At 66.2% G+C, this 17,367-nt stretch carries 9 protein-coding genes; 6 read left to right on the top strand and 3 right to left on the bottom strand.

From position 1 onward, the window contains the following. Positions 1-179 precede the first annotated feature (179 nt). Positions 180-1,616: a cellulase family glycosylhydrolase gene (locus ACDH77_RS03020; RefSeq protein WP_008576556.1), complete on the top strand. Its 1,437-nt coding sequence runs from the start codon at positions 180-182 to the stop codon at positions 1,614-1,616. Positions 1,617-1,882: 266 nt separating this feature from the next. Next, entirely contained in the window at positions 1,883-4,069 is a 2,187-nt protein-coding gene (locus tag ACDH77_RS03015; RefSeq protein ID WP_206516375.1) for a methyl-accepting chemotaxis protein, read from the top strand. 577 nt (positions 4,070-4,646) lie between these two features. On the opposite strand, the gene ACDH77_RS03010 is transcribed toward ACDH77_RS03015, so the two are convergent. Then, a complete protein-coding gene (locus ACDH77_RS03010; RefSeq protein ID WP_372353727.1) occupies positions 4,647-7,445 on the bottom strand; it encodes a PAS domain S-box protein in 2,799 nt (932 codons plus the stop codon). A 35-nt stretch (positions 7,446-7,480) separates the two neighbouring features. Here ACDH77_RS03010 and ACDH77_RS03005 point away from each other — a divergent pair, with 35 nt between their 5' ends. Together ACDH77_RS03005 and ACDH77_RS03000 are read left to right on the top strand one after the other, a co-directional pair. Further along, positions 7,481-10,360, top strand: a complete 2,880-nt coding sequence (locus ACDH77_RS03005; protein WP_277570781.1) for a pitrilysin family protein — start codon at positions 7,481-7,483, stop codon at positions 10,358-10,360. 563 nt (positions 10,361-10,923) lie between these two features. After that, positions 10,924-11,853 carry a GAF domain-containing protein gene (locus ACDH77_RS03000; protein ID WP_031420922.1) on the top strand — a complete coding sequence of 310 codons (930 nt, stop codon included), beginning with the start codon at positions 10,924-10,926 and terminating at the stop codon, positions 11,851-11,853. Between the two features lie 37 nt (positions 11,854-11,890). Here the strand turns inward: ACDH77_RS03000 and ACDH77_RS02995 are convergent, their stop codons facing one another. Together ACDH77_RS02995 and ACDH77_RS02990 are read right to left on the bottom strand one after the other, a co-directional pair. Next, positions 11,891-12,790, bottom strand: coding sequence for a hypothetical protein (locus tag ACDH77_RS02995; RefSeq protein ID WP_031420920.1), 900 nt, complete (start codon positions 12,788-12,790; stop codon positions 11,891-11,893). A 595-nt stretch (positions 12,791-13,385) separates the two neighbouring features. Then, the gene (locus tag ACDH77_RS02990) at positions 13,386-14,138 is read right to left on the bottom strand and encodes a DNA-formamidopyrimidine glycosylase family protein (RefSeq protein ID WP_372353726.1); all 753 of its coding nucleotides are present in this window, start codon (positions 14,136-14,138) and stop codon (positions 13,386-13,388) included. 104 nt (positions 14,139-14,242) lie between these two features. On the opposite strand from ACDH77_RS02990, the gene ACDH77_RS02985 reads away from it, so the two are divergent. Together ACDH77_RS02985 and treA are read left to right on the top strand one after the other, a co-directional pair. After that, positions 14,243-15,013 carry a DUF72 domain-containing protein gene (locus ACDH77_RS02985; RefSeq protein WP_338338645.1) on the top strand — a complete coding sequence of 257 codons (771 nt, stop codon included), beginning with the start codon at positions 14,243-14,245 and terminating at the stop codon, positions 15,011-15,013. Between the two features lie 272 nt (positions 15,014-15,285). Continuing rightward, positions 15,286-16,959 carry an alpha,alpha-trehalase TreA gene (gene treA / locus ACDH77_RS02980; RefSeq protein WP_029818577.1) on the top strand — a complete coding sequence of 558 codons (1,674 nt, stop codon included), beginning with the start codon at positions 15,286-15,288 and terminating at the stop codon, positions 16,957-16,959. The last annotated feature ends 408 nt before the right edge of the window (positions 16,960-17,367 follow it).

Raw genomic sequence — 17,367 nt, 5'->3', positions numbered from 1 at the left:
TGCGGACAGCACGCAGCAGCGATAGTGTGCGGGAAAGCGACCTCGCCCGCAGCTTGCGTGTGATCGGTGCGCCACTGCGCTCTTCTGTGGCAGCGGTCACGCCACACGGCGCAGCCGAAGACCAAGATGCCCCCCTCACCGCACTCGGCCGTCGAGTTCGGTCATCCAGGGAGACCATCATGTCCATTTTCAGGACTGCAAGTACGCTCGCATTGGCAACGATGTTAGCGCTCACAGCCGCACCGGCTTTCAGCTATTCGGTCAGCAACAACAAGATCGTCGACGACAACGGCAACGTGGTTCAGCTCAAGGGCGTCAACGTGTTCGGCTTCGAGACCGGCAACCATGTCATGCATGGCCTGTGGGCACGCAACTGGAAGGAGATGATCAACCAGATGCAGGGCCTGGGCTTCAACGCGGTGCGCCTGCCGTTTTGCCCGGCCACGCTGCGTAGCGGCCAGATGCCCAGCAGCATCGACTACAGCCGCAACGCCGATCTGCAGGGCCTGACCTCGCTGCAGATCCTCGACAAGGTGATCAACGAATTCAACGCACGCGGCATGTATGTGCTGCTGGATCACCACACGCCCGATTGCGCGGCGATTTCCGAGCTGTGGTACACCAGTTCATATTCCGAAGCGCAATGGCTGGACGATCTGCGCTTTGTCGCCAACCGCTACAAGAACGTGCCGAGGGTGATCGGCGTGGATCTGAAGAACGAGCCGCACGGCGCCGCGACCTGGGGCACGGGCAACGCCGCCACCGACTGGAACAAGGCCGCCGAGCGCGGTTCTGCCGCCGTGCTTGCGGTGGCGCCGAAGTGGATCATTGCGGTGGAAGGCATCACCGACAACCCGGTGTGTTCGACCAATGGCGGCATCTTCTGGGGTGGCAGCCTGCAGCCGCTGGCCTGCACCCCATTGAACATTCCGGCCAACCGACTGTTGCTGGCACCGCATGTGTACGGCCCGGACGTGTTCGTGCAGTCGTACTTCAACGACAGCAACTTCCCCAACAACATGCCTGCGATCTGGGACCGCCATTTCGGCCAGTTTGCCGGCAATCACGCACTGCTGCTGGGCGAATTCGGCGGCAAGTACGGCGAAGGCGATGCGCGCGACAAAGTCTGGCAGGACGCGCTGGTGAAGTACCTGCGTGGCAAGGGCATCAACGAAGGGTTCTATTGGTCGTGGAACCCCAATAGCGGCGATACCGGCGGCATCCTGCGCGACGACTGGATCAGCGTGCGCGAAGACAAGATGACCTTGTTGCGGACGCTGTGGGGAACGGTAAGCAACAGCACACCGACGCCAACGCCGACCCCCACGCCGACACCGACACCGACGCCAACCCCGACGCCAAGCGCGGGCTTCAGTACCAAGGTGATCCCGGACAGTACCTGGAACGGTGGCTACTGCAACCGCGTGCAGGTCACCAATACTGGCACCGCCAGCGGCAACTGGTCGATCTCGCTGACAGTCACCGGCACCGTCAACAACGCCTGGAACGTTACCTGGTCACAGAGCGGCACCACACTCCAGGCCAGCGGCGTGGACTTCAACCGCACGCTGGCGCCCGGCGCCACTGCCGAGTTCGGCTTCTGCGCTGCAGGTTGATGCAATGCGGCGGACACGCAGTGCGTGTCCGCCGTTGCATCGATGGACCAATGCTGATGCTTCCGTAGCAGCGCGCGGGCGCGAGGAACGTTACCGATACGTCTTGTCGCGGCCGGTGCGCTCCTACATTGCATTGGCACGTTGTTGCATCGCCTGAGCGGACGCTGCCGCAGTTAGTATTCAACCTGCATGTGAATCAGCCGCTATCCATGATGTAGCGCCGTGCGCGCGTTCTGGATGTCGTTGTCATGCCTGTTGTTTCCCTCTTGCGTCGTTCTGTTGCCAATCTCCCGCTCACCCGAAAGTTCGTCCTGTTGTGCACGCTATTGACCGTGGGCGTGATCCTGCTGGCGATGGCCGCCGCGCGCCTGCAATATCTGGATCTGGTGGAGGCGCGCAAGCTCAGCGTCAAGACCGAGGTGGAGATGGGCCTGACGGTGATGCAGCACTATGCCGACAAGGTCAAAGCCGGCGAGCTGAGCCTGGAGCAAGCCAAGGAAGCCGCGCGCACCACGCTGGCCGACATGCGCACCAACGACGGGGTGGATTACTTCTTCATCGTCGACCCGCAGATGCGCATCCTGATGCATCCCAAGCGCCCGGTCGGCACCGACATGACCGACTACAAGAGCGATGCCGGGCAATACGTGTATCGCGACATCAAGACCGCCATCGATAGCGGCGACGGCTTCAGCTATTACGACGCGCCCAAGCCGGGCAAGAAGGAACAGCTACCGAAGATCAGCTATGCCAAGACCTTTCCGGCCTGGAACTGGGTGCTGGTGATGGGCGTGTATGCCGAAGACATCCAAGTGCAGGCGTGGGGTTTCACGCGCACCCTGACCTTGATCGGCGGCGCCCTGGTGGCGCTGGTGATCGGGCTGTGCTGGCTGATCGCCTCGGCCATGGCCGCGCCGCTGCGCGCTGCCTCGCGCACTGCCGAAGCCATCGCCTCGGGCCGCTTCGACAACGACATCCGCGTGGAATCGCGCGATGAAACCGGCCAGCTGATGCACAGCATGCAGCAGATGCAGACCCAGCTGCAGCGCTTCAACGGCGAGATGCAGACCATGATCCGCCTGCAGCAAGGCGAGAACATCGCGCACCGCATTCCGGAAGATTTCCCCGGCGATTACGGCACGCTGGCGCACGGCGTCAACACGGTGGTATTCGAACATCTAGATGCCATCAACGAAGCGATGGACGTGATGAGCGACTACGGCCGTGGCGATCTGCGCCGCGACATGCGTCGCCTGCCCGGCCAGCGCGCAGCCTTGCATCAGGCGCTGGATACGGTGAAAGAGAATCTGTCTGCAATCAACAGCGACATCGCGCGCCTGGCCGATGCAGCTGCGCGCGGCGATTTCTCCGCACGTGGCGACCAATCGCATTACCAGTTCGCGTTTGCGGAAATGGTGCAGGCGCTGAACCGGCTGATGCAGCAGGCCGACGCCGGGTTGGACGATGTGGGCCGCATCATGGCCGCGATCGCCGACGGCGACCTGTCGCAGCGCGTGGAGTCGCATTACGAAGGCGCGTTCGGTCGCCTGGCCGATGCAGCCAACCGCACCGCCATCCAATTGACCAGCATCGTGCAGGGCATCCAGCACTCGGCCGAGATGATCAATACCGCGGCAGGCGAGATCGCCAGCGGCAATGCCGACCTGTCCACGCGCACCGAGCATCAGGCAGCGAACCTGGAAGAAACCGCCGCTTCGATGGAAGAACTCACCTCCACCGTGCGCCAGAACGCCGACAACGCGCGCCAGGCCAACCAACTGGTCAAGGGCACCGGCGATGTGGCCGAGAGCGGCGGCCGCGTGGTGCAGGAAGTGGTGAGCACCATGCAGGCGATCACGCAATCGTCGGCGCGTATTTCCGACATCATCGGGGTGATCGACGGCATCGCCTTCCAGACCAACATCCTGGCGCTGAATGCGGCCGTGGAAGCAGCGCGCGCAGGCGAGCAAGGCCGTGGCTTTGCCGTGGTCGCCACCGAAGTGCGCGCCCTGGCGCAGCGCTCGGCCGGTGCTGCCAAGGAAATCAAGCAGCTGATTTCCGATTCGGTAGAAAAAGTGGCGCAAGGCTCGGAGCTGGTGCAACAGGCCGGCAGCACCATGACCGAGGTGGTCAGCTCGGTGAAGCGCGTGACCGACATCATGGCCGAGATCACCGCGGCCAGCACCGAACAAAGCGCCGGCATCGAACAGGTCAGCACCACGGTGATGCAACTGGACGAAATGACCCAGCAAAACGCCGCATTGGTGGAAGAAGCCACCGCGGCCGCGCGCAGCATGGAAGACCAGGCAGCAGACCTGACCCGCGCCGTGGCGGTGTTCCGGCTGACATCGGATGCCGGAACACCGCCGGTACGTGGCGCAGCGAACGCGCTTGCCGCTACGAAGCCGGCGGCCGCCAAGCACGCTGTGCACGAGCACAGGCGACGTGCGTGAGCGATATCGCCTGCCACGCACACGAGCGCTCGCGCCTGTGCGGCAGGCGATGTCGGTGGCATGTGCAGCAATCACGGCGACTGATGGTTTGGGATCGGCACAAGAAGACCGCCATCTGCCGTGCGTCCGCATCAGGGTTCGCCGCAATCGTGGGCCGACCCCACCACGGCAGCCTGCGCGAAGCGATGGTGGGGTGCTGTAAAGCGACTGACCGGGCACCTGAGCATCAACCGCGGCGCGCAACGTGCCGGGGTCGGTCTCGACGCGCTCTATCGAGCGTTCCCCAGGCACGGACGCGTATCGTTGCCTTTTTGCGACGCGGGCGCGGCGTCTTCCCGGCGAGGCTGTCCCACGCGATAGCCCGTTGGCGTGTGCCATCGGTGTGCTCTGCGTCGTCCCACTCGCTTGACGCCGCCGGCAACCGTTGGCTGCCGCGCCGATCCGATGCCCACCGTCACGCAGTCAGGCACTGGCTATTTGCGGTTTGCGTTTTGCGGTTTGGGTTTGCACCTAACAGCAGAAGTACGCAGTTTCCGGCAGTGCGCATGAGCTGCCCCGCACCCACACCACGCCACGCCTAAGATCGAGGCGCTTGCCCCTCTGGCTGCCGCGCGCGCTTGGCTGCATACATCGCCTCGTCAGCGGCATGCATCAAACTGGACGCCTCGGCTTGTGCGCCGTGTTGCCAGGCCACACCGATGCTGGGCTGGATCGGCAGATGCTCATCGCCAAACGTGGCGCCTTCTGCGGCAAGCGTGCGGATACGCTCTGCCACCGCGGCGCATTCGGCCTGCGCATCTTCCAACCCGTCCAGCAACACGACGAATTCGTCGCCGGCCAGACGCGCCACCAGATAGCGCTCGCCTGCCGCGCGTTGCAGGCAGCTGCCGAACGCCACCAGCACCGCATCGCCGGCACGGTGTCCGTGGACATCGTTGATGCGCTTGAAGCCGTCCAGATCCAGGAACATCACGGCCACCGCGCGTTGCTGCTGTTGCGCCTGCGCAACCGCCACCTGCAGCGCTTCGCACCATGCGTGCCGGTTCGGCAGGCCGGTCAAGGCATCGCGGGTGGCGCGCTCGTGCATCAGGCGGTGCAGGGTCTTGTGCGCAGTGACATCGTGGGCCATCAGGAAAAAGCCCTGCGTGGGCGTGGCAGTCTGCGTTTCGGGCACCAGGGTGACTTCCACATCGCGCGGTGTGCTGCCGCCCAGGACATGTTCGAAACTGGCGCGCTGCCCGGCCACCACCTGTGCCAGCGCAGCGCGCGCGGCGGTGCTGAGGTCTTCGCCCAGTACCTGGGTAATGTGGCGACCGACCAGGCTGGCAGGCTCCACGCCGAGCCAGTGGCGATGCGCTTCATTGGCGAACAGGTAGCGCTGCCCGGCATCGAACTGGGCCACCAGGGTGGGCGTGGCGTCGCTGATCGCGCGCAGGCGCGCTTCGCTTTCGGCCAGCCGCTCGGCGGCCACGTGGCGCTCGGTCACGTCCTGGATCTGCGAAACGAAATGCACCGGCGCACCGCTGCTATCGCGCACAAGCGACACCGACAGCTGCGCCCAGATCACCGCGCCGTGCTGGCTGATGTAGCGCTTGGCCAGGCTGTAACTGTCGCGTTTTCCGTCGATCAGGTCCTGGACCAATTGCAGGTCCATCTGCAGATCGTCGGGATGGGTGATCTGCTGGAAGGTGGTGCGCAGCAATTGCTCGCGCGAATAGCCCAGGATGCCGCACAGCGCCGGATTGACGTCGCGCCACTCACCTTCCAGCGACACGATGGCCATGCCTTGTGGCGCGGTTTCGAATGCACCGGTGAACCGTTCGGCGGCCAGCTGCGCGGCGGCTTGCGCCTGCAGTTCGGCGGTGACGTCGATGGCCATCGCCAGATACCCGGCCAGGCCCTGCTGCGCATCGTGGATCACGTTGAAACACAGGCGCACGCGACGCAGATCGCCGTCCTTGCGTACCAGCGTCCAGAGTTCTTCGGCCAGCACATCGCCAGCCGCGGCCGCAGCCAGTTTCAGGTACGAAGGGGGCGACAACGCCAGCGTCGCCATGTGCCGCTCCAGTTCGGCCGGCAGATGGAACTGCGCCGGGCAGGTGCCCAGCACCTCCTCGGCCCGGTAACCGAGCAGGCGCTCGGCGCCGGGATTGAAGAGTTCCAGACGGCCCTGCGGGTCGAATGCCATGATGGCCACGTCCTGCGAGGCGTCCACCAGAGCCTGCAGGCGCGCGCGTTCGCCGGCCAGTGCGGCCGAGGCATCCTTGAGCTGGGTGATGTCGTGCATCACGCACACCGCGCCCAACGCCGTGCCCTTTTCGCCGACCACCGGGTCCGCATTGCAGAGCACGCTGCGCGGCGGCTGGTTGGTGGCGCGAATGACCAATTCGGCATTGCGTACGTGTTCGCCACGCCAGGCACGCAGCAGCGGGATTTCCTCGGTGGGCAGCAGGCTGTTGCCATCGGCGGTGTACAGATCGAAATGCAGCGCCCATTGTTCAGGTGGCAGCAGGCGCGGATCGGTGCCATGCCATTGCCGGGCGGCGTGATTGAACTCGCGCAGCAAGCCGTCGGTGCCGCACGCCACCACGCCGTCGGGCATGGCTTCCAGCAACATGCTCAAGGTCTGCCGCTGCGCCTGCGCGTCCAGCCGGTCGCGCCGCGCTTCCAGCTGTTTGGCGGCCTGGCGGGCGAGACGGATCAGGGCCTGTTTCTGGCTGTCCTCGAGCATGCGCGGCTGGGTGCTGAGCGTGCACAAGGTGCCGTAGGCGTAGCCTTCGCGCCCGATCAACGGCACCCCGACATACGAGCGCACGCCGGGGGCAGCGATCACCAGTGGGTTGTTGACGAAGCGCGGGTCGGCTTCGGCATCGGGCACTTCCATCAACTCGGTGTCCATGATCGCGTGGGCGCAAAACGAGGCGCTGCGCGGGGTGCCTTCCAGATCGGTGCCGCAACGCGCCTTGAACCACTGGCGGTCGGTATCCAGCAGCGACACCAGCGCCATCGTGGCGCCGCTGACGTGCGCAGCCAGCCAGGCGATATCGTCGAATTCGGCCTCGGCCTCGGTATCCAGCACGCCCAGCCGGCGCACCGCCTCCACGCGCAGGGCGTCATCGACGGGCATCGGCACGGGCGGCAACAGGACGGTCATGGCGTGATCGGCAGGCGGCGTCTGGTCAGGATAGGTCGCCCCAGGTAACGGCGAGGCGACGAGCAACTTGAGTCGTGGCGCTGGCGCTCGCCTGGCCGTCGTGCCGTGGCAATGCGCCGCGCGAGCGACGCGCCGGCGCCCGGCTCCTGCCCGGCACCGAACGCGGTGAGCCGCCAGGCCGGTCCCTGCCGATCCGCATTTGCCCCGCCGCCAAGCAGCCACTACCCTCGGCCGATTGCCCTGTCCTGGAGTGTCACATGCTGCGTCCGCTGTCCCTGTTGATCGCCGGTGTGCTTGGCGTCGCTGCCGGTTCCGTTGCCCCCGCCGTTGCTGCCGCCCCGGCCAGCCTGTCCAAGAGCGCGGCCAGCAGCGCCATTCCCGATATCGCCTATACCCGCTTCACCCTGCCCAACGGCCTGACCGTGGTGGTGCACGAAGACCACAAGGCGCCGGTGGTGGCGGTGAGCATCTGGTACCACATCGGCTCCGGCGACGAGCCGGCCGGCAAGACCGGCTTTGCCCACCTGTTCGAGCACCTGATGTTCTCCGGCTCGGAAAACAACAAGGGCAGCTTCTTCGCGCCGCTGGAAAAGGTCGGCACCACCGACATGAACGGCACCACCTGGTTCGACCGCACCAACTATTTCGAGACCGTGCCGACCACCGCGCTGGATACCGCACTGTGGCTGGAATCGGACCGCATGGGCCACCTGCTCGGTGCGATCGGCCAGCAGGAACTCGATACCCAGCGCGGCGTGGTGCAGAACGAAAAGCGCCAGGGCGAGAACCGCCCGTATGGCCGCGTGGACCAGAACATCCTGTCCAACCTATTCCCGGCCAACCATCCCTACCAGCACGACACCATCGGCTCGATGGAAGACCTGGACGCGGCCTCGCTGGCCGACGTCAAACAGTGGTTCAACGACAACTACGGCGCCGCCAACACCACCCTGGTACTGGCCGGCGACATCACCGTGGCGCAGGCGCGCGCCAAGGCCTTGCAGTACTTCGGCGATATCCCGTCCGGCAAGCCGGTGGCGCGCCAGCAGCCGTGGGTGACCCCGCTGGCGGCGCAGAAGCGCGGCGTGCAGCACGACCATGTCTCGCAGCCGCGCATCTACCGCACCTGGGCCGCACCGCAACTGGGCACCGACGACCTCATCCAGCTGGATCTGGCCACCACCGTGCTCGGCGGCGGCAAGACCTCGCGGCTGTATCAGCGCCTGGTCTATCAGGACAATCTGGTGGACGACGTCTCCGCCTCGGTGCAGCCGTTCGCGCTGTCCAGCCAGGTACAGATCCAGGCCGACGTGAAGGACGGCGTGGACCCGGCCAAGGTCGAGGCAATCATCGACGAAGAACTTAAGAAATTCATCGCCCAGGGCCCCACCGCCGACGAACTGCAGCGCGCGCAGGTGGCCTACCGCGCAGGCTTCGTGCGCGGGCTGGAAAAGGTCGGCGGCTTCACCGGCAAGGCGGTGATCCTGGCCGAGGGCCAGGTCTATCGCGGCGACCCCGGCGCCTACAAGAAAGATCTGCAGCGCGCCCAGGCCGCCACCGCCGACAGCGTCAAGCAGGCCTCGGCCACCTGGTTCGGCAAGGGCGATTACCTGCTGACCGTGCTGCCGGCCGGCAAGGACTTCGACCCGGCCGCCGAAGACAAGGCGGTGGTGGCACGTGGCGAAGAACCCGGCAAGCCGGCGCCCAAGCTGCCGGCCGCGGGCACGTTCAAGGTCACCGCCTCCACGCTGGACCGCAGCAAGGGCGTGCCGCAGACCGATCGATTCCCGGACCTGAGCTTTCCGAAGCTGCAGCGCGGCAAGTTGAAGAACGGCATCGAGGTGATCCTGGCCGAACGCCACACCATCCCGGTCACCCAGGTGGAGTTGCTGTTCGACGCCGGCTACGCCGCCGACCAGGGCCACAAGCTCGGCACCGCCAGCTTCAGTGCCGCGCTGATGAACGAGAGCACCACCGCACTGGATTCGGTGGAAGTGGCGCAGCGCCGCCAGCGCCTGGGCGCGATCACGGCGGTCGGCTGCGATCTGGACAGTTGCAGCGCCTCGCTGGATGCGCTCAACGACCAGCTGCAGCCCTCGCTGCAGCTGTTCTCCGACATCGTGCGCAACCCGGCATTCAAGGCCGCCGACATCGAACGCGTCCGCGGCCAGTGGCTGTCCGGCATCGCGCAGGAAAAGACCCAGCCCAACAGCCTGGCGCTGCGGGCGCTGCCGCCGTTGCTGTTCGGCAACCAGCACCCGTACGGCATCCCGCTCACCGGCAGCGGGACCGAGGCGGCGATCAAGAGCCTCAACGCGCAGGATCTGCAGAATTTCCACAGCCAGTGGCTGCGCCCGGACAACCTGCGCATCCTGGTGGCCGGCGATACCACGCTGGCGCAGATCATCCCCCAGCTCGATGCCGTCTTCGGCGACTGGAAGGCCCCGACCACGGCATTGCCGAAGAAGAACCTGGCCAACGTCGCCGCCCAGCCCAAGCCGCGCGTGTACCTGATCAACCGCCCGGACGCACCGCAATCGGTGATCCTGGCCGGCTTGCTGGCTCCGTCCACCAAGGCGCCGGACAACCTGGCGATCGGCGTGGCCAACGGCGCCTTCGGCGGTACCTTCACCTCGCGCCTGAACATGAACCTGCGCGAGAACAAGCGCTGGGCCTATGGCGCCGGCACCCGCATGATGGACGCGCAGGGCCAGCGGCCATATCTATTCTCGGCACCGGTGCAGACCGACAAGACCGCCGAATCGGCCAACGAAATCTTCAAGGAAGCCACCGCCATCATCGGCGACAAGCCGCTGACCAGCGAGGAAATCGAGAAGATCAAGAACCAGCGCATCCGCGCCCTGCCCGGCAGCTTCGAAACCACCGGTGCGGTGCTCGGTGCGATCGAAGGCATCGTGCAGTTCGACCGACCCGACGACTACGTGCAGACGCTCAAGCCGCGCCTGGAAGCGATCGACCAGCCGGCCGCGCAAAAGGCCATCAAGGAAATCATCAAGCCGGAGGCGATGACCTGGGTGATCGTCGGCGACCTGAAGAAGATCGAAGCCCCGGTGCGTGCACTCAAGCTGGGCCAAGTGCAGGTGCTGGACGTGGACGGCAAGCCGGTCAAGCGCTGATCGCACCTGCGACACCGGCTGCGCTGCTGCATGCAGCGTGGCCGGTGCCGGCAGGGGGTATGTGTGATGCAGCGTGTGGTTGTCCGCCGCGTCAGTCGTTGCCCGAACGAGCGTCGCCACCGCGAGTGTTCCCGCGTGGCTGTGGCGCGACAGCACCAGGGGCACATGCACCGCTGCCCTGAGATCGCGGCCTGCAGGCGTGCTCGACAGCAGCAGGGATACGGCAGAGTGCCTGTCATGCGCTGTGCTGTTGAAGCAGCAATCGCATTGGCTCGCCACTGCCGGGTGGGCCCGTCTGCCGCTGTGCAATCTTGCTGCAGACGGCCCGGGCGAAACCTCGCCAGAGCGGGCGGTACACCCAGCACATGTCGAACACCTCGCCTGTAGCGAGTGCGCCATGGCAGCCCTGCCCGCTCGGCACGCAACCACGACACGTGCGGTCGTTGTCGGCATGCGGTGTTGGTGTCTCACGCTGCGCGCTCCGCGGGGCGGCATCCACGCCACGTTACCGGCGCTGCCGGTATGCTTGCGGCTTTCGCGTTCGCGCTTGCCTGGCTTATTCGATGAAAGACATGCCCGTGGCTGACGAATCCTCTCGCCAACACGTCCTGGATGGCTATCGCATCGTCGACAGCCTGCCGGAGGACACCTATCAAGACGTCGTGCAGGTTGCCGCGTCCCTGTGCGACACACCGATCGCGCTGATGTCGCTGGTGGACCGCGACCGCCAATGGTTCAAGGCGCGGCTGGGGCTGGGCCTGCAGCAGACCGAACGTAGCCAGGCAGTGTGCGACCACGCCATCCGCACCCCCGATCATTTGATGGAAGTACCCGACTTGCGCAAGGACAGCCGGTTTGCCGATATCTCGGTGGTCACCGGCGACACCGGCGCGCGGTTCTATGCCGGCATGCCGCTGGTCACCGAAGAAGGCGTTGCACTGGGCACGGTCTGCGTGCTCGACACCGAGCCACGCACGCTCACCGAGTTGCAGCGCACCGGCCTGCAGGCGCTTGCACGGGTGGCCATGCGCCTGCTCGACGAGCGCAAGCGCGAGCTGCAACTCGAGCGCGATGCCATCCTGCAGCCGGTCGTCCCGATCGCCAGCCAGGCCGTTGCCGACACGGGTTATCACCTGGTGATTCTGGAAGTGCAGGAATTGGCCGCACTGGCCGAGCGCCAGAGCGAACGTCTGCTCGGGCGCAACCTGCAGCAGCTCGACCAGGCCTTCGCGGCATTGGTGCAGGGGCCAGGCAACAGCATCGACCGCGTCACCGACAGTGCGGAATTCATCGCCGTGCTGCGCGGCCCCGACGCCGAGCGCACCTTGCAGCGCCTGCGCGAGATCGCCCAGCAACAACATGCGCTGGGTCTGACCGTCTTGTTGGGCCAAGCGCAATCCACTGCCCCGGACGAGCCGATCGGCCAGGTGTTTCTACGTGCCGAGGTCGCGCTGAGCGCAGAAAAGGACCGTTACCGGCAGAGTCTGGCCTGAGGCCTGCGAACCGGTCTGCTGCGTCGCAGACGTACCCTCACCCCAGCGCGCACTGCTTCAACTGGCGATCGGCGTACCACAGCGCGCGGCGGGCCAGGTCGTAGGCGCTGTCGGCCTGACGCGGCAACATCTGTGCGGCCATCACCGGGTCGGCGCCGTTGTTCAAGGCGTGCTCGGCGCGTTCCAGATCCGACAGGTGCGTGCGTACCGGCGACAACAGCGATGTGCGCCTGGAGGCATCGCAACGCGCACTGCGCTGTTCCAGCGCCGCCAATGCCTCGCGGATGCGACGGCTGGCTTCACCCTTGAGGTCGGGCAGCGTTTCATGCGCAATCGGCGCCGATTTATAGGCATCGCCCGTCGCCTCGCTGCCCATCTCGGCCTGATTGCCGGCAAGCGCGGGATTGAAGCGCACATCCGGCGGCGGCCGCGCCTTGGCAACCTGGGTCTGCGGCCCGTTGAGCATGTCGTTGAACTTCTTCATGCCGCGATTCATTTCCTGCACCGCCACATCGCCCAGGGTGCCATCGCTCTTCCAGTCCTTGGCGAAGCGGGTTTGCTGGTACTGCACCGGGTTGACCCGCTCCATGATCTTGCGCGCCTTGGCCTGCGCGCGTTCGTCGGCCATCCCCGGCGGCACCGCACTGCCGGTCTGCGCCATGGGGTCCACCTGCGCCATGCGCAGGCGCCCGTCACGGGTATACAGCTGGGCCGACATCGAATCGCTGGCAGTGGCGGCGGCCGGCGGCCGCGGCGGTGGCGGCGTGTGCGTGGCCGGCGGCGTCGCACGCGCGGCCGATGCAACGCGCGGTTTGCGCTCGGGCTCCTGCAGCGGTTGCTGCGGTGCCGGCGGCGTCTGTTGCGGCCGCGGCACGAAATACACCTGCAACGTGTCCTCGTGTTGCGCGGTTTCGCGCGGCGGCGGCATGTACAGCAACAGGCAGGCAAGAAAGAACAGGATGGCGCCCGTGCATGCGACAGCGGCGACATGCGGGACAAGCGCTTCCTTCCTGCGGGTAATCACAATGCGGGAGACCGATGAGATGAGAGTGCCGATGCCGCACACGGCGAACCCTGGTGTGCGACGCGCAAATCTAGCCGGCGCCGCGCCGGCGCGCGTTTGGAATTCGTTGTTTGGTCAGGCAGGGCCAGCCGCCATTCACATTGCGCCGCAGGTTGCGCAAGCGAATTGCCAGTGCGCCACGGGCCAGATAGAGGGCGCGCCGCTGTCGACACCAGCATCCGAAAACAGGCAAGGCACATCGCCGGCCATGCGATGCGCAGGCCAACCGCCAGCACCGCGAAAAACTGCACACCCGGGCGACGCCCAACCGCGCAGTGCATCTGCCCGAACGCTGTTGCACCGGTACGCCAGCGCTCCCACCGAAGACGCATCGCCATCCGCTCATTGGCAAGCCAACGACAGGCGCACGCATGTGTCGGCCAGTGCGGGCTGGTGCTGAGTGACCGCAATCCGTCGGCAGGCCTTACCCGATCCGCCCGCCGCTTTACCGGCCGCGGCGCGGCGCAGCTCAGGCCTCGTCGGCGCGGTACAGACACTGGCAGACCTCGCAGAAAAACGCGCGACGCCCGGCCTTGCCCAGATGCTTGCGGTACTGCAGCGGCGCGCCGTCGCGCGGGCAACTGGTCTTGGTGTGCACCTGATAATGCTTCTTCAGCACGAAGGCTTTTTTCCAGGTGTAGAAGTCGAAACTGTAGTCGCGTGCCTGGGTGACCAGTTCGCCCAGCTTGCGCGCCGGTAGCGCGCCCACGGTGCTTTCCGGATGCACGCGGATACGATGCAGCACCTCGTTCTTGATGATGTTGCCCACGCCGGCAAAGATGGTCTGGTCGAGCAGTGCATCGGCCGCCAGCAGTGCCGGCGCGGCGCGTAATTTGCGGCGTGCCTGCGCGGGGTCCCAGAGCGGGTTCATCACATCCGCCGTCCAGTCGTAGACCTCGTCCAGCGGGCGCTCGATGAACTGCACCGAGCAGGCATAAAAGTTCAGCCGCTGGCCATTGGAAAATTCCAGGCACAAGCGCGGCACCGCGTTGGGCTTGTCTTCGTTGATGCGGTAGCTGCCGAACAGCAGGAAATGGATGCGCACGCTGAAGTGCGCAAATTCGATCAGGAAGTGTTTGCCCCAGCTGCGCAGTGCCAGCACTTTTTGCTGGTCCAGACGGGCGATGTCCTGCTTGCTGTTGCCGGACACGCGCACGATCTTGCGACCGACAAACGCTTGGGTATCTTCGCGCAGGATGACAAGTGAGGGACCTTCTGGCATGCGCCCAGTATCGAAGCGCTGCGTGATTCGCCCGTGATCGCGATGCACACGACATCCTGACGCACGCGCATGCATAGAGTGCTGCCACCCTCCGCTTGCCTGCCATGCCAGCTCGTTCATCCGGTGCCATTGCACGTGTGCGTTGTGGTTGCGCGGGCTGGTCGATTCCTGCCGCCGACCGTGCACAGTTCGGCGAGGGCGCCAGCGTGTTGCAGCGCTACGCCACGCGTTTTGACGCGGTGGAAATCAATTCCTCGTTCTATCGCCCGCATCGCGCCAGCACCTACGCACGATGGGCCGACAGCGTACCGGAGGACTTTCGTTTTTCGGTCAAGCTGCCGCGCAGCATCAGCCACGACGCGCGCCTGCACGGCACCGGGCCGCTGCTGGATGCCTTCCTGGCGCAGGCCGGCGCGTTGGGAACACGACTGGGCTGCCTGCTGCTGCAACTGCCGCCCAGCGCGGCCTTCGATGCCGCGGTGGCCTCGCGGTTTTTCGCGATGCTGCGCCGGCGCTGGGACGGCGGCGTGGTCTGCGAACCACGCCACGCCAGTTGGTTCACTGCACCTGCGCAGGCGCTGCTGGCACGCCATCGCATTGCACGCTGCGCCGCCGACCCGGCGCCGGTGCCCGCGGCCTCCCTCCCGAGCCCGGCTGCTGCGCCGCTTTACTGGCGCTGGCATGGCGCCCCGCGTATCTACTACAGCAGCTACGCGCACACCGCACTGCAGGCGCTGGCCGCCACGGTGCGCGCCAGCCACCCGGATAGCACGCCGCCACCGCCCGAACGCTGGGTGATCTTCGACAACACCGCAGCCGGGTGCGCCACCTCCAATGCGCTGGAATTACAGCGCCTGCTGAAGAACGAGCGCTAGCGCGGCGCGGGCAGGTGGCGGTCTTCCGGCACGTCAATGGCGCGCATCTTGCAGCAGCCAGGCTGCAGGGATGCCGGCGCGCCACCATTCAAGCTGCCTGAGTGCCGCGCCGATATGCCTGGACCGACGCACGTTGCGGCACCACGCCGATCAGCTTGCTGAATCCAGTCGTCCCCGTGCGAAGCCTGTCGGCGTGCCGGCACCCCGCTCGGTCCCGCCCGCCACATCGGTCGTTTACCATGCCCTACGCCACTGCCCGTTCTGGAGATGTCATGAGTTCTGCCGCGCCCCCGTGCTGCACGTCGCTGCTTGGCCTGTCGCTGAGCATGTTTGTTGCGCCGGGCACGCTGACCGCCGCGCCGCTGGACCCTCCGGTCGTCAATGCGCCGGCGCCCACGCCGCCCACGCCCGACCTGGCCTACCCGGAACTGTTCCAGGCCGTGCAGCGCGGTGAGCTGTTCGACGACCAGAAGCACTTTGTCGACTTCCTGCCGCTGCGCGACCCGGCGCTGATCAATGCCGACTATCTGGCGCAGCACGATCACCCCGGCTTCGACCTGCGCAAGTTCGTGGATGCCAATTTCGAAGAATCGCCGCCGGTGCAGACCGACGCGATCCGCCAGGACACCGCGCTGCGCGAGCACATCGACCTGCTGTGGCCCAAGCTGGTGCGCAGCCAGAACCACGTGCCGCCGCACAGCAGCCTGCTGGCGCTGCCGCATCCGTATGTGGTGCCGGGCGGGCGCTTCCGCGAGGTGTATTACTGGGATTCCTACTTCACCATGCTGGGCCTGGTGAAGAGCGGCGAAACCACGCTCAGCCGCCAGATGCTGGACAACTTCGCCTACCTGATCGACACCTACGGGCATATTCCCAACGGCAACCGCACCTACTACCTCAGCCGCTCGCAGCCGCCGTTCTTCTCCTACATGGTGGAGCTGCAGGCCGGCGTGGAAGGCGAGGCGGTGTATCAGCGCTACCTGCCGCAGTTGCAGAAGGAATACGCCTACTGGATGCAGGGCAGCGATGACCTGCAGCCCGGCCAGGCCGCGCGCCACGTGGTGCGCCTGGCCGACGGCAGCGTGCTCAACCGCTATTGGGACGAGCGCGACACCCCGCGCCCGGAGGCCTGGCTGCACGACACCCGTACCGCCGCAGAAGTGAAAGACCGCCCGGCCGCCGAGGTCTACCGCGACCTGCGTGCCGGCGCCGAAAGCGGCTGGGACTACACCAGCCGCTGGCTGGCCGACGGCCAGAACCTGCGCACCATCCGCACCACGGCCATCCTCCCGATCGACCTCAACAGCCTGCTCTACCACCTCGAGCGCACGCTGGCGCAGGCCTGCGCGCAAGCCGGCGCAGAGTGCACCCGCGATTACGCCGCACTTGCACAACAGCGCAAGCAGGCCATCGACGCGCATCTGTGGAATGCCGCCGGCTACTACGCCGACTACGACTGGCAGACGCGCACGCTGAGCAACCAGGTCACCGCCGCCGCGCTGTACCCGCTGTTCGCCGGCCTGGCCTCGGACGATCACGCCAAGCGCACCGCCAGCACCGTGCGTAAAACGCTGCTGCGCCCCGGCGGCCTGGCGACCACCGCAGTGAAGACCGGCCAGCAATGGGACGAACCCAACGGCTGGGCGCCGCTGCAATGGGTGGCCGTGGATGGCCTGCGGCGCTACGGCGAAGACGCGCTGGCACGCACCATTGGCGAACGTTTTCTGGCCCAGGTACAGGCGCTGTTCGCACGCGAGCACAAGCTGGTCGAAAAGTACGGCCTGGAGACCGATGCGGCCGGCGGCGGCGGTGGCGAATACGCCTTGCAGGACGGCTTCGGCTGGACCAACGGCGTCACCTTGATGCTGCTGAACCTGTATCCGGGCAAGGATGCCAAAACCGCACCCGCCAAGCGCGTGCGCAAGCCCGAGGCGGCCGCGCGCTGAGGATGGTGCCGCTGCCGCGCAGTGCGTGGCAGCGGCAGGGTCGGATCATTGGCGTCGGGTCTCGGACGGTGCACGTCACCGATGCGCAGCACCGCCGTCGCGGCGACATGACGCGCTCTGCCTTTGCTGGCAACACGTTGCGAACAGGCGTGCGATGGGGCATTGCCCGCACGAGCCGTGGCAGACGGGCCACCATGGCGATCCTGCGCACCGGCGACGCGCTCTGATGGTGTGCGCAGCCGCGTGGAGCGCAGCTCTTCGATCCGCACCTGGTTCGCCCGTAAGCGTAGAGCGCGATTGCTGATCGCCACATTGCCGCTGTCATCGCGTGCGGCGATGCGCAGCACTTATGCTCCCGGCGCCGGCCCGCGACTGCACCGCAGAGGGCCGCGTATCATGCGCACTCTT

Source organism: Xanthomonas axonopodis pv. maculifoliigardeniae (assembly GCF_041519315.1).
GTDB lineage: Bacteria > Pseudomonadota > Gammaproteobacteria > Xanthomonadales > Xanthomonadaceae > Xanthomonas > Xanthomonas euvesicatoria.
The sequence above is the reverse complement of the archived record's forward strand: the minus strand, read 5'-3'. Positions and strand labels throughout refer to the sequence as shown.

Excerpts from the sequence above, each read along its gene's own strand:
- ACDH77_RS03000 (WP_031420922.1), top strand. The coding sequence starts at position 10,924 with ATGAAAGACATGCCCGTGGCTGACGAATCCTCTCGCCAACACGTCCTG.
- ACDH77_RS03005 (WP_277570781.1), top strand. The coding sequence starts at position 7,481 with ATGCTGCGTCCGCTGTCCCTGTTGATCGCCGGTGTGCTTGGCGTCGCT.
- ACDH77_RS02985 (WP_338338645.1), top strand. The coding sequence starts at position 14,243 with ATGCCAGCTCGTTCATCCGGTGCCATTGCACGTGTGCGTTGTGGTTGC.
- treA (WP_029818577.1), top strand. The coding sequence starts at position 15,286 with ATGAGTTCTGCCGCGCCCCCGTGCTGCACGTCGCTGCTTGGCCTGTCG.
- ACDH77_RS02990 (WP_372353726.1), bottom strand. The coding sequence starts at position 14,138 with ATGCCAGAAGGTCCCTCACTTGTCATCCTGCGCGAAGATACCCAAGCG.
- ACDH77_RS03020 (WP_008576556.1), top strand. The coding sequence starts at position 180 with ATGTCCATTTTCAGGACTGCAAGTACGCTCGCATTGGCAACGATGTTA.